Raw genomic sequence first — 12,466 nt, 5'->3', positions numbered from 1 at the left:
GTATAAACAGGATCAGAAAGTGGGAAAGCAAAGCCACTTAGCTTGCTTTCATGCAATATTTGCAACCGCATTATGCGCGGTAATGGAGGTAATCATGAAAAAAGAAGATTTTCTGTGGGGATCCGCAACTGCGGCCTATCAATGTGAAGGCGCGTGGAACGAAGGAGGAAAAGGGGAAAGCAACTGGGACGCGTTTGTCCACGATCCGGATAAAAATCCCAAAGGCATCACCGGCGACGTCGCCAATGATTTTTATCATCGCTATAAGGAAGACATCGAACTGCTGGCAAAGGGAAATCAGAACACCTTCCGTTTCTCCCTGTCCTGGAGCCGGATCATCCCGTCGTCAAATTGGCAGATCAATCCTCAAGGCGTGGCGTTTTACCGCAGCGTGCTGGAAGAATGCCGCAAGCACGGCATTGCCGCCAATGTGACACTGCTGCACTACGATATTCCGCAATGGATTGAGGCGGAAGGCGGATATCTCAACGATCAGTTCCCGGCCTATTTCGCCCGCTATGCCGGGATGGTTTTCGATCTGTTCGGCGATTCTATTCCGTATTACGTCACGATCAACGAAATAACGCACAATGCGAACTGTGCTTATCTGCAGGGAAAGTATCCGCCGAATCATCACAGCGTGCAGGAGCTTTGCCACGTCGGTTACAATCTGGTGATCGCGCATGCCCGGGCGGTTGCGGAATTCAGAAAACGGAAGCTGAACTCTAAAATCGGCATCGTGCATACGACCAATACCGTTCAGACACTGCTGGACACCGAGGAATATCGGATTGCCCGTCATCGCGGCGACCTGTTTAAAAATTTGTGGGTGACCGATCCGGCGATTCTGGGACATTTCCCGGAAGATTTACCTGGTTTGTTAGAGGAAGCGGGCATTGATCTGAGCTTTGTTAAAGCGGAAGACCTGAAACTTCTCAGCGAGAACACGATTGACTTTCTGGGTCAGAACTGTTATACCCGAACGCTGGTTAAGCCGTATGTCAGCGGCGAAACGAACTATTACCGCGATTATGAAGGAAAAGGCGAAGTGCTGGAAAGACTGGTTGTCAAAAACTGGTTTGAAAGCGACTATGATTTCTCTCTGCCGCGGGATGAATGGGGCCGGGAAATCTATCATAAAACGGTCTATGACATGCTTAAGGGGATTCAGAAGCGGTATGGCGATATTCCGGTATTCATCACGGAAAACGGCTGCGCGCTGTACGACGAGGTCGATGAAAACGGCGAGATCCGCGATGACAAGCGAATCGATTTCATGAAAAATGTTTTCCATTGGATGTTGAAGGCCCGGGAGGAAGGCTGCAATGTGATCGGCTATTATGCCTGGAGCAACGTCGATGTGTACAGCTGGATTAATGGTTATAAAAAGCGGTATGGTCTGGTCTATGTCGATTTTGATCACGATCTGAAGCGGATTCCAAAGAAAAGCTGGTTTTGGTACCGCGACTTTATCGCTCACAGCGATCGGGATTAACGCTGCAATTCGCGGTGTCCAGCGGCAAGCAACCGGCTATTTGCAGGGATCGGCGTGCGGATTCAGAAAGCAATGGGCCTGCTTTGCGGCGCTGTCCAAGCCGGATTAGGCTCAGCTCATTTCCGGGCACCTTGAGAAATCAGGCGGATGCCAGAAGCCGTAAAGGGTTTCTGGCAGTATCAGGGCAAGCATGGCGAAGGACTCTGAAAATGGCCGGCGCTTTGCCTGAAAATCATTTCACGTCATTCAAAACGGTCAGTACCTGAAACGGCAGGGGATTGACCGTTTTCTTTTGCGCAGCGCGTAATAAAACATCCCCGGTGTTGTGCGGAAACGGCGCGGCGTCTTTTCAAACAGAAGGATTTCAGGGAATGACGATTCTCCCATTGTTTTGTAAAAAGTGGATATTTTGATCTTCAGACTCAGCCGGACACAGAGGGAATGGAATCTTAAAAAGTTCTTAAATCGTCGGAAATAATTTCCAAAAGATCTTAAGAATCCCTTATTTTAAAGGGAGATTGAAGGATTTCACTAGGCAAATCCAAAAAATATGGTAAACTGTACCATGAACATTTCGGAGGTGAGAGAATGCTGAACGATACGATAGCGGCGATCTCTACCGCATTGCAGGACGGCGCGATTTCGGTGATCCGGATCAGCGGCCCGGACAGTCTGGCGATTGCCGGACGACTGTTCAGCCGCCGGGTGGACGATCAGCCGACACATACCGTCCGGTATGGCTATATCATTGATCCCATCAGTAAGGAAGCTGTCGACGAGGTGCTGCTGACGGTTTTCCGTGCACCGAAAACTTTTACACGTGAAGACGTTGTGGAAATTAGCGGGCATGGCGGACGCTACATCACTCGGCGGATTCTGGCGCTGGTACTGGCGGAAGGCGCGCGGCTGGCCGATCCGGGGGAATTTACCCGCCGGGCCTTCTTAAACGGACGCATTGATCTGACGCAGGCCGAAGCGGTCATGGATATGATCGACGCCGATTCTTCCCAACAAGCGCAGCTGGCGATTCAGGGCATCCGCGGCAGTATCCGCCGTCTGATCGAGCCGCTGAGCGAAGCGCTGCTCAATATCATCGCCAACATCGAGGTCAATATCGACTATCCGGAATATGAGGATGCCGAACAATTAACCTGGGAAAACGTTCTGCCCCAGGCGCGGTCCTGGTTAATCCGGATGGATGAAATCCTGCAGCGCGCCGAGAGCGGCCGCATCATGAAAAAAGGCGTAAAGACGGTCATTCTGGGCAAGCCAAACGTCGGCAAGTCGAGTCTGCTCAACGCCCTGTTGGAGGAAGACAAGGCGATTGTGACTGAGATCGCCGGGACGACCCGCGACCTGGTTGAAGGGGAAATCCATCTGCGCAACGTCACGCTTCATCTGATCGACACCGCCGGAATTCACCAAACCGAGGACCGTGTGGAACAGATCGGCATCGAGCGCTCGATGAAGGCGCTGGAGGAAGCGGAGCTGATCCTGATCGTGCTGGACGCCAGCCGCCCGCAGGACGACGAGGACCGCCGCCTGCTGGATCTGACCGAGGGCCGCAACCGGATCGTCGTTGTTAATAAAAAAGATCTCGCGCCGCAGGCGGAGGATCGTTCGGGTACAATTTCCATCTGTGCCGCGCAGAATCAGATTGAACCGTTGATCGAACAGATCAACCAACGCTACGAACACCATCACGCGATGCTGGAGCTGCCGTCGCTGGCGAATGAGCGCCAGATCGCGCTGGCCCGTCAGGCCCGTCAGTCCATGGCGCAGGCCGTCAACGCGCTGCAGGAAGGCGCGGAACTGGATTTAGTGACAATCGACCTGCAGGCCGCCTATATGGCGCTCAAAGAAATCGTCGGTGAAGCCAGCCGGGAAGACCTGCTGGATGCGCTGTTCTCCAAGTTTTGTTTAGGAAAGTGAGGAATCATTCATGAAATTATTTATCAACCGTGTTATCGCTTTGATTATCGACAGTCTGTTGATCGGAATTCCGGTCGGCATTATCGAAATGGCGTTCTCCTTAATCCGCTGGATTTTAAGCTGGCTGCCGTTTCTCCATCATTTCCGATTCCTGTTTTCGACATCGTTTTTGTTCGTGATTGTCTATGCTTTGTATGAGGCGGCGATGGTTTACTTCGCCGGCGGTACCGTTGGCAAGCTGATCATGAAGCTGGAAGTCGAGAAGGAACAGGGTTCGCTGTCCTTCGGCGACTGCCTGATCCGCGGGGTGATGAAGGCGTTCTCGCTGCAGATCTGGATTCTGGGTTTGTTCTCCGCGATTCTCGCGTATTCCGATCAGCACAGCTCGCTGCATGACCGGATGGCAGGCACCTCGGTATGGGAAAAGCTTTAGGCTGGATTGATTCGCACTGTCATCTGACCTGTGCGGATCTGATTGGCGAGGCTCAGGATGTTCGCCAGCGGGCGCTGGATGCCGGCGTCGCGCGGATGATGATCGTCTGCTGCCGGCTGGAAGAAGCGGAAGCCGCCTTGAAAATGAAGGCCGAAGACGCGCGTTTTGACGTCGCGGTGGGCTTTCATCCCAGTGATTTGCGCGATTTTACGGAAGAAGACTGGCATAAACTCGAAACTCTGGTCTATAATGAGAATGTCACGGCCGTCGGTGAGATCGGCCTGGACTATTATTGGGATAAAGACAATCATCCTCAGCAGCAGGCGGCGTTTATCCGTCAGATCGAGCTGGCGAACCGGGTCAATAAACCGATTCTGGTCCACAGCCGCGATGCGATCAACGATACGCTGACCCTTCTGCGCGAGCATCCCGCTGCCCGCCGCGGGATTATCCATTGTTTCAGCTCCAGCCGGGAAATGGCCAGAGAATTCGTCAAGCTTGGCTATACGATCGGTCTGGGCGGACCGGTCACGTTCAAAAACGCCAAGACCCCGAAAGAGGTGGCGGCGGACGTGGATCTGGCACATTTGCAGATTGAAACCGATTGTCCTTATCTGACGCCCGTTCCTTATCGGGGAAAACGGAACGAGCCGATGTATCTTCCGCTGACCGCGAAAACCATTCTGGAATTGCGCGGAATGGAGGAAGAAACGTTGAAACAGAGTCTTTGGGATAACTATCAAGCTTTATTCCACCCGCAAGACGAACTCTGAAATAAGAGAAGAGTCTACGATCTCTGGTGAAAGGAGGAAAATAAAATGAAAAAAGCAGTGCTTTTTGGAATTTTAGTATGCTTGGGTCTGGGCATGACCGCATTGATCATGATCCCGGAAGAAGTCAAGACACCACTGATCCTGCAGACCTTTAGTTATTCGCGAGCCGCGAGTGAAGAAACGCTTCCGTATCGGACGGCGCAGGAGACGATCACGACCTTTCTGGAAGCGCAGGATACCGTATTTGTCCATCCCGAGGAAATTCCGGAAAACGGCGTTTCCTGGATGATCTCCAAAACGGACGACGGAAGTCCGAAGGTTCAAAACGATACCTATGAAATGACCTACGACCAGGAGGGCAACTTGTTGTCGCGTGTCCTGGTACCCTATTCCACAGAAGTCATCGAAGCCCGGCCGATCGTTATGAGCTATGGCTCCGAGGTCAAAGAGGAAGCGTATTTCTATTCCAGCCGCGTGACTTCCTATGGGGCGGATTGCGTCGGGTGCGGCGGGGGAACGCCGGCCGGCATCGCGATCAGCACAACCGGGGTGCGTCAGTCTGACGGCACATGGAAAGACGGGATTACTTACGACGGCTATTATCTGATCGCCGCATCCTCAACGCTGCCGTTATGCACGTTAGTGGAAATCAGCGATCACAAGTTCAACGGTCAGGGGCTGACGCCGGGAGAACCTTTCCTGGCAGTGGTGGCCGACCGGGGCGGCGCGGTGCAGGGATCGACGATCGACCTGTTCACCGGATCAGAATATTATCCAAGCGTGCGCAACGGGAAACGCTCCAACGTCAAAGTTTCGATCGTGGACTTCGGCCGCAAACGGGCCAACGGCTGCCGCTTCAACTGAGAGCTTTGAAGGCAGGCGCAGCGCGGCTAAATAAAATCAAATCAGGCATAAGAGAACGAGGGCATTCTGCGGGGCAGGATGTCTTTTTTATTTTTTGCAAAGCGATTTATGTTTTCCTTCTTCGTTATCCTTATTTTATGTTTTGTATGAAGCAATGGGAATTTTAAGGAATTTTGTTAAAAGGAATTAAGTTGAATACAGAAGAAAGATTTGCATCAGGGGGAATACCGTTGAATTTTCAAGCCGATATTCTGGGTGTCTATTGCAAATCAACTGTGTCTATTCTATAATAACAGTGGAGGAAGAACGATGCGCATATTTCTGAATTCCAGCTCAAATGATCCGAATTATCTGCAGATCGAAAACGCGATTCGATCGGCAATTTGTCAGGGACAGCTGCGTCCGCAGGATCAGCTGCCTTCGATCCGCCAGCTGGCGAAACAGCTGCAGGTGGCGATCATCACCGTAAAGCGGGCGTATGATGATTTGGAACAAGCGGGGATGATTGAGACACGTCAGGGCAAGGGCTGTTTCGTTTGTCCGCTGGATGTTCAACAGGTACAGGAACAGGCGGGAGCACAGCTGATCGAAGAATTCCAGGCGACGCTGGATAAGGGATTGAAGCTGGGACTTACGCTGCCGCAGATCCAGACCTTGTTTGATCAGGCACAAAAAACTGTCATTCAGGAAAAGAGGGAGAAGTTATGACTGAAAACGCGATTTCCGCAGAGAATCTGCGGGTGCATTATCCGGACTTTGATCTTTTCATTGATCATTTTAACTTGCCATGCGGTTATGTCATGGGCTTGATCGGCCGCAATGGAGCGGGAAAAACGACGCTGATTGAAGCGTTGCTGGACAGTACGCCCGCACGTGCTCAGCATTGCGCGCTGCTGGGGATGCGGATGGATCAGAACGAGCGGCAGATTAAAAATCAGCTGGGCGTAGTCAGCGACCGGTTTGTATTTCCGGATTCCTACCATGCGATGAAGCTGATGCACCGGATCGGACCGTTTTACGATCAGTTTGACGAAGTTCTGTATCATACGCTGCTCAACCGGTTCCGCTTGCCGTTAGGCAAACCGTTCGGCGAATTCTCAGCGGGGATGAAAGTGAAGCTTTCGATTATCTTCGCTTTATCGCATCATCCCAAGCTGATGATTCTGGATGAGCCGACGGCGAATCTTGATCCGGTGTCGCGGCGGGAAGTGCTGGATCTGTTATATGAGTTCATGCAGCAGGAGGATCATTCGTTATTATTTTCCACGCACAATACAGCGGATCTGGATAAAATCGCGGACTATGTGACCTGTCTGGAAAACGGCCATGTGAAGTTCTCCGCGTCCAGGGAAATTTTGATGGAGAATTGGCAGCATTTCCGCTGCGAAGGAAAAATGCCGAAGGAAATGAAGGATTTTGTGCTGAAACCGAAACCGACGGAGACCGGCTGGGAAGGCATGTGTACCCAGGCGGCGCAGCTGCGGCATCTTCCGGTAGTCTTTACCCCCGCGACACTGGAAGAAATCATGTTGGCGCAGGATCTGACGTATGAAGAATTCTGATCGGCTGCATCTGGCAAGGGGGTATTGGTTTCAATGCAACGGCGGTCTGTTGGGGATGGTCATCTTCTCCCTGATTCTGACTTCGGGGAGTGTTGCGCTTGCCCTGTTTCCGTTGTTGTTCGGCGCGATCATTTTTACCAATAAAATGCTGGACTGGCGTGATGGCGAGGAGGAAGCCAGCGGAAGGATGCTGGAGACGCTGCCGCTTTCCAACCGGGATCGCAAGATCATTCTGCTTGTTACAGTAACGATGACCTGGATCGGCTTAGTCGGCGGCTGCGGTCTGGTGATGAATATGCGCCGTCCGGGATTGACCGGTGTCTTGGCGTGGATCGCCGTTGTTTTCTGGGCGATGTATGGCTGGATTGTCCTGCGTTGGGAGAAAGAAAAACAAGCGCTCAGTACCTGGAAAACCGCGATGATTTACAATGCGCTTATTTTAATCGTTGTCATCGGTGCGCTGGAAATCAGTAATAAAGCGTTGTCTTTATCGTTAATCCTGGCTGCGGCGGTCGTGCTGGCTCTGACAATCGGATTAACCCGCATCGAATTGTTGGGAAAAGAGAAGCAGGATTCCTTCGACAAGCTGGAATTTCCGGGAATTTCCGAACCACTGCGCGGGATTCTGGATTTGGCGGAAATCAGGCTGCATGGCAAAAAGCAACGCCGGCACACCCGGGATCAGGGTCTTCAACTCTTGGCGGCCTTGCTCTTCCTGATCTTTCTGAACGGAAGCTATGTCTATCTGGTGTTCTTTGTCGGCGACTTTGCGGCCAGCTGGCAGCTGACGAAAAAGTTTCAAAGCGGAGGTTATGCGTTGAACCTGATCCCGGCCTCGCGGAAAAAACGGCTGGCAGGTCAGCTGATCGCGCAGGGCTTCGTGCTTGGAAGTCTGTGGATTATGGATCTGATCATCCTGGGAACGCAGCTGTTCATTCCCTTCGGCAGCCTGGCTCTGCCGCTGACCTGGAAGGCTGTTTGGATTTCGCTTTGCGCCACACTGGCGTTTGTCGCGTATAGTTTGACGTTTGGGTCTGGATATGACCTGGATAAGGGATCGATCTGTTATTTCTTCGGATTCTTTGCGGTCAACCTCGGTGCGGCAGGAGCGTCGGCGGGAGCCTTGTTATTTTTGCATTCGGGCTGGTTCTGGACAGGCTTGTTGCTTATCAGTCTGATTCTGATTGGAAGATGGCTTGGAATTCAGGCCAGACGGGGAGCGCTTTAGTTTTGCCGAAGTTTTTAAAGTGAAGAAGTTTTCTGCGGATCAAAAATCCCGGGAAACTTCTTTTGTTTGTTCAGCATCTATTTTCCTCTTTTTGGAACATCACGAATAAGGAAACAGTTTTACGGTTTTTCTGATCGGAGATTTTCAGATCAGGTTTGACGGAGATTGAGAGAGAATTCAAGGTGAAAGTCGGAATTTTAGGATAAAATGACTGTTTTTCCACATGGTAAAGCGCTTACATTTCACATAAAATGAAGTCAAAGGAACGTAAAGGAGGAAATATGAAAAAACTGATTGCGATTCTATGTGCTCTACTTGTATTAGGCGGATGTAGTTCTACTCCCAAGACTGATAATCCAAACACCGGTGAAACCAAAAGTAATAAACTGGTTTTATACACACCAACTGCTCAGGATAATCTGGATGTCATGATTCCAGCTTTCGAAGAGAAATATGGAATTGAAGTAGAAACGGTGACAGCGAGTTCAGGCGAAATCTATTCCCGTATTCAGGCGGAAAAAGATAATCCCTATGCCGATGTGACATGGCTTGGCGAATATTACGTCGTCAGCGATACCAGTTATTTTGAAGAATATATTTCTGAAAATGACAAGGATATGGGCGATTTCAAGAATGCAACCGGTTATGCTACGATTGTTGACTACAATGTTCCAGTTATTCTTTATAATAAGAATCTGGTCAGCTTTGAAATCAAAGGCTATGCCGATCTGTTGAATCCGGAGCTCAAAGGTAAGATTGCCATGGGGAATTCCGCAAACTCATCTTCTGCTTACAATCATCTGGAAAACATGCTTCTTGCGATGGGAAAAGGCTCGACTAATGATGAATTGGTAGAATCACAGGAAGGCTGGGATTATGTTGAACAATTTTTAACTCAGCTGGATGGAAAAATTATTGATAGTTCCGGAACCATTCATAAAGGTGTAGTCTCTGGCGAATACGCTGTAGGATTAACCTGGGATACACCGGCACAGACCTATTTATCGCAGGGAATTGACAATATCGGTGTTGTTTATATGGAAGAAGGCGTTGTTCCTAAAATGAGCTGCGTCGCAGTAATCAAAGGCGCAAAGAACATGGAAAATGCCAAGCTGTTTGTTGATTTTATGTCCAGTGAATATGGTCAGTCATTAATGGGGACAGAAGTTACAGGGGCCAATGCGGTTCGTCCAGGTGTGAAACTTGCAGATTACAAGCAGGATATCACGAAAGTAAAAACAATTAAAATTACCAGTCAGTGGTCTTCTGAAGCAAAAGAAAAAATTGTTGAACGATATACTGATTTATATACTTCTATTTTTGAATAATCAAGACCTTGAATCATTACCGATGGGAAATAAGGAATTGAATGGGAGTTCAATTCCTTATTTTAAATAAGGAGAACAACGATGAGTGTAGCTATAAATATCGAACATGCTGTAAAACGTTTCGGCGATAAAACAATCATTCCTGACCTCTGCCTGCATGTCAAAGAAGGCGAATTTTTTACACTGCTGGGATCCAGCGGCTGCGGCAAAACAACCTTGCTCCGGATGATCGCCGGGTTTAATACTATTGAAGGCGGAGATTTTTACTTTAATGATAAGCGAATTAACGATCTCCCACCGCATACGCGCAATATTGGGATGGTTTTCCAGAACTATGCAATCTTTCCGCACATGAGCGCGGGGAAGAATGTAGGATATGGCTTAAAACAAAGAAAAGTGAAAGAACCAGAGCTGTCCCGAAGGGTGGACGAAATGTTAAACGTCGTGCAAATTTCGGATTTGAAAGACCGGATGCCTTCGAATATGTCTGGCGGTCAGCAGCAACGAATTGCGCTGGCAAGAGCGATTGTCATCCAACCGGATGTCCTGTTAATGGACGAACCACTGTCCAATCTGGACGCCAAGCTGCGGATTGAGATGCGCTCAGCAATCAAGGAAATTCAACATCAATATAAAATTACGACGATTTATGTTACACATGATCAAGAAGAAGCTTTGTCCATGTCAGATCGCATTGCGGTCATGAAGCACGGCGTTATCCAGCAAATTGGCACACCTGTAGAAATTTATGCCCATCCGAAGAATTTATTCGTCGCGACGTTTATCGGACAAAGTAATTTATTGAATGGAAAAATCGTGATACGGCAGAATGAAAAACAGGTAATGTTGGAAGATGGCGAAATTCTTGCGACTAATCGTCTGATTGATGCCTGCAAAGAAGCGCAATCCGTTCGAGTTTGTGTGCGTCCTAATGAAATGGATTTCAGTAATAGCGGAGTTAAAGGGACGATAATGGATCGGACATTTTTAGGGACGACAATGAAATACGATATCCAATTACCCAACCAACAGGTGATAGAGGTATCGAAAGATGCGCGTGAGAAGATCCACGAAATTGGCGAAGATGTCCGGCTTGCGTTTGATCCTCACCATGTCAATATCTTTGATCAGGAAACTGAACTTTCCTTAATGAAAGAAGCGGTGTAGAATATGCGCACCCGGAAATGGAAAATTGACGGCTGGACGCTGATCACATTACTTTGCTTCGCCTATTTTGCGTTTTTCTTCATTTATCCAATTTCCCGTATTTTTATTGGCAGCATTTATGACTTTGATACGGGTGTTTTTTCATTGGCAGCATTCCAAAAGTTTTTTTCAAAAAGTTACTATACAAATACAATAATCAACAGTGCCAAGGTTACAACGACCGTAACCCTGTTAACAGTGATCTTTGGTTCGGCACTGGCTTACATTACACGCACGGTCAAGATTCGATTTAAAGGCGCGCTGGATATCGCAATGATCATCTCTGTCCTGTCCCCTCCTTTCATTGGCGCCTATGCCTGGATCGTCTTGCTGGGGCGGGCCGGAGTTGTAACAAAGGTATTCAATCAATTCTTTCATGTGACGCTGCCGGGTATTTATGGTTTTTCAGGAATCCTGCTGGTATTTACGATCAAAATGATTCCGCTGGTTTATTTGTATGTAACGGGGGCTTTAAAAAATATGGATAATTCCTTAAATGAAGCCGCTGAAAGTCTGGGATGTGTTGGGATCCGGAAAATATTTCAGATTGTTATTCCGCTGATTTTGCCGACGATGCTGGCATCAGGCTTACTTGTGTTTATGCGGGTGCTGGCGGATTTCGGAACACCGATGCTGATTGGAGAAGGTTATCGTACACTGCCGGTTTTAATCTATAATTCGTTTGTTGGCGAAATGGGAAGGGATAAAGCATTTGCGGCCGCAATCAGCGTGATTATCGTTATTTTTACGACAATCATTTTCCTGCTCCAACAGTATATTTCCAACCGAAAGACAATAGAGATGTCGGCGCTGCGTCCGATTGAGCCTCGCCCTGCTCGTGGAATAAAGAATGTCCTGTCACATTTGTTTGCCTACTTATGTGCTTTTCTGGCAGTCCTTCCGATCTTTGTTGTATTGGTCAATTCTTTCCAGAATACCAACGGCATGTTATTCGTGGAAGGATATTCGTTCAACAGTTACCGTAAAGCATTCTCGTCGATGGGAAATGCGATCCGCAATACTTATGTATTCTCTACAGCCGCGATCATTCTGATTGTGATTATGGGTGTGCTGATTGCCTATACTTCCGTACGCCGCAAAAGCAAACTGACAAAAGTATTGGATACAATTACAATGTTCCCGTATATTATACCGGGTTCTGTTATGGGCATTGCCTTGCTTCTGGCCTTTAACAAAAAACCTTTTTTACTCAGCGGATCCGCAATGATTATTATCGCAGCCTACGTCATTCGGCGACTGCCTTATACAATCCGTTCCAGCAGTGCGATTCTTCATCAGATTAATTTGAATGTTGAAGAAGCTTCGCAAAGTTTAGGTGCCAACCGATTTGAAACTTTTATCAAGGTTACGCTGCCCATGATGTTCTCCGGTGTTATGTCTGGTGCGCTGATGAGCTGGGTATCCATCATCAGTGAGCTGAGTGCATCAATTATGTTATATGTAGGCGGAACAAAAACGATGACCATTGCGATTTATACGGAAGTTATTCGTGGTAATTACGGTGTTGCCAGCGCGCTTTCTACAATTTTGATTTCTTCCACTATTGTTGTTTTACTGCTGGTGTTTAAAATTACCGGTAAGCGTGAGATTGAACTGTAAATGATTTGATATAATGAAAACATAG

Annotated in this window: 11 protein-coding genes; all 11 read left to right on the top strand. The window is 48.6% G+C overall.

The genetic code is table 11. The features are described from left to right. Positions 1-94: 94 nt before the first annotated feature. The 11 genes from BQ7364_RS12910 to BQ7364_RS12860 all read left to right on the top strand — a co-directional run bounded on the left by BQ7364_RS12910 (position 95) and on the right by BQ7364_RS12860 (position 12,441). Positions 95-1,495, top strand: a complete 1,401-nt coding sequence (locus BQ7364_RS12910; protein WP_234973185.1) for a glycoside hydrolase family 1 protein — start codon at positions 95-97, stop codon at positions 1,493-1,495. A 588-nt stretch (positions 1,496-2,083) separates the two neighbouring features. After that, positions 2,084-3,427: a tRNA uridine-5-carboxymethylaminomethyl(34) synthesis GTPase MnmE gene (mnmE, locus tag BQ7364_RS12905; protein ID WP_072685119.1), complete on the top strand. Its 1,344-nt coding sequence runs from the start codon at positions 2,084-2,086 to the stop codon at positions 3,425-3,427. A gap of 10 nt (positions 3,428-3,437) precedes the next feature. Continuing rightward, positions 3,438-3,860, top strand: coding sequence for an RDD family protein (locus BQ7364_RS12900; RefSeq protein ID WP_072685118.1), 423 nt, complete (start codon positions 3,438-3,440; stop codon positions 3,858-3,860). After that, the gene (locus tag BQ7364_RS12895; RefSeq protein ID WP_072685117.1) at positions 3,845-4,633 is read left to right on the top strand and encodes a TatD family hydrolase; all 789 of its coding nucleotides are present in this window, start codon (positions 3,845-3,847) and stop codon (positions 4,631-4,633) included. The genes BQ7364_RS12900 and BQ7364_RS12895 overlap by 16 nt, the downstream gene beginning before the upstream one ends. A 45-nt stretch (positions 4,634-4,678) precedes the next feature. Further along, a complete protein-coding gene (locus BQ7364_RS12890; RefSeq protein ID WP_072685116.1) occupies positions 4,679-5,497 on the top strand; it encodes an RlpA-like double-psi beta-barrel domain-containing protein in 819 nt (272 codons plus the stop codon). Between the two features lie 309 nt (positions 5,498-5,806). Next, positions 5,807-6,205 carry a GntR family transcriptional regulator gene (locus tag BQ7364_RS12885; protein ID WP_072685115.1) on the top strand — a complete coding sequence of 133 codons (399 nt, stop codon included), beginning with the start codon at positions 5,807-5,809 and terminating at the stop codon, positions 6,203-6,205. After that, complete coding sequence (locus BQ7364_RS12880) at positions 6,202-7,059, top strand: ATP-binding cassette domain-containing protein (RefSeq protein WP_072685114.1); 858 nt, start codon at positions 6,202-6,204, stop codon at positions 7,057-7,059. The genes BQ7364_RS12885 and BQ7364_RS12880 overlap by 4 nt, the downstream gene beginning before the upstream one ends. Next, complete coding sequence (locus tag BQ7364_RS12875) at positions 7,046-8,287, top strand: hypothetical protein (RefSeq protein WP_072685113.1); 1,242 nt, start codon at positions 7,046-7,048, stop codon at positions 8,285-8,287. The genes BQ7364_RS12880 and BQ7364_RS12875 overlap by 14 nt, the downstream gene beginning before the upstream one ends. A 281-nt stretch (positions 8,288-8,568) precedes the next feature. Continuing rightward, a complete protein-coding gene (locus tag BQ7364_RS12870; protein ID WP_072685112.1) occupies positions 8,569-9,615 on the top strand; it encodes an extracellular solute-binding protein in 1,047 nt (348 codons plus the stop codon). Positions 9,616-9,696: 81 nt separating this feature from the next. Beyond that, entirely contained in the window at positions 9,697-10,782 is a 1,086-nt protein-coding gene (locus BQ7364_RS12865; RefSeq protein WP_072685111.1) for an ABC transporter ATP-binding protein, read from the top strand. Between the two features lie 3 nt (positions 10,783-10,785). Beyond that, positions 10,786-12,441, top strand: a complete 1,656-nt coding sequence (locus BQ7364_RS12860) for an ABC transporter permease (protein WP_072685110.1) — start codon at positions 10,786-10,788, stop codon at positions 12,439-12,441. Positions 12,442-12,466 lie beyond the last annotated feature (25 nt).

This window comes from Holdemania sp. Marseille-P2844, from assembly GCF_900120005.1.
In the GTDB taxonomy this organism is placed as follows: Bacteria; Bacillota_I; Bacilli_A; order Erysipelotrichales; family Erysipelotrichaceae; genus Holdemania.
The sequence above is the reverse complement of the archived record's forward strand: the minus strand, read 5'-3'. Positions and strand labels throughout refer to the sequence as shown.

What these genes read in the sequence shown, in the direction of transcription:
- BQ7364_RS12910 (WP_234973185.1), top strand. Translation starts at nt 95, where the DNA reads ATGAAAAAAGAAGATTTTCTGTGGGGATCCGCAACTGCGGCCTATCAA.
- mnmE (WP_072685119.1), top strand. Translation starts at nt 2,084, where the DNA reads ATGCTGAACGATACGATAGCGGCGATCTCTACCGCATTGCAGGACGGC.
- BQ7364_RS12900 (WP_072685118.1), top strand. Translation starts at nt 3,438, where the DNA reads ATGAAATTATTTATCAACCGTGTTATCGCTTTGATTATCGACAGTCTG.
- BQ7364_RS12895 (WP_072685117.1), top strand. Translation starts at nt 3,845, where the DNA reads ATGGGAAAAGCTTTAGGCTGGATTGATTCGCACTGTCATCTGACCTGT.
- BQ7364_RS12890 (WP_072685116.1), top strand. Translation starts at nt 4,679, where the DNA reads ATGAAAAAAGCAGTGCTTTTTGGAATTTTAGTATGCTTGGGTCTGGGC.
- BQ7364_RS12885 (WP_072685115.1), top strand. Translation starts at nt 5,807, where the DNA reads ATGCGCATATTTCTGAATTCCAGCTCAAATGATCCGAATTATCTGCAG.
- BQ7364_RS12880 (WP_072685114.1), top strand. Translation starts at nt 6,202, where the DNA reads ATGACTGAAAACGCGATTTCCGCAGAGAATCTGCGGGTGCATTATCCG.
- BQ7364_RS12875 (WP_072685113.1), top strand. Translation starts at nt 7,046, where the DNA reads ATGAAGAATTCTGATCGGCTGCATCTGGCAAGGGGGTATTGGTTTCAA.
- BQ7364_RS12870 (WP_072685112.1), top strand. Translation starts at nt 8,569, where the DNA reads ATGAAAAAACTGATTGCGATTCTATGTGCTCTACTTGTATTAGGCGGA.
- BQ7364_RS12865 (WP_072685111.1), top strand. Translation starts at nt 9,697, where the DNA reads ATGAGTGTAGCTATAAATATCGAACATGCTGTAAAACGTTTCGGCGAT.
- BQ7364_RS12860 (WP_072685110.1), top strand. Translation starts at nt 10,786, where the DNA reads ATGCGCACCCGGAAATGGAAAATTGACGGCTGGACGCTGATCACATTA.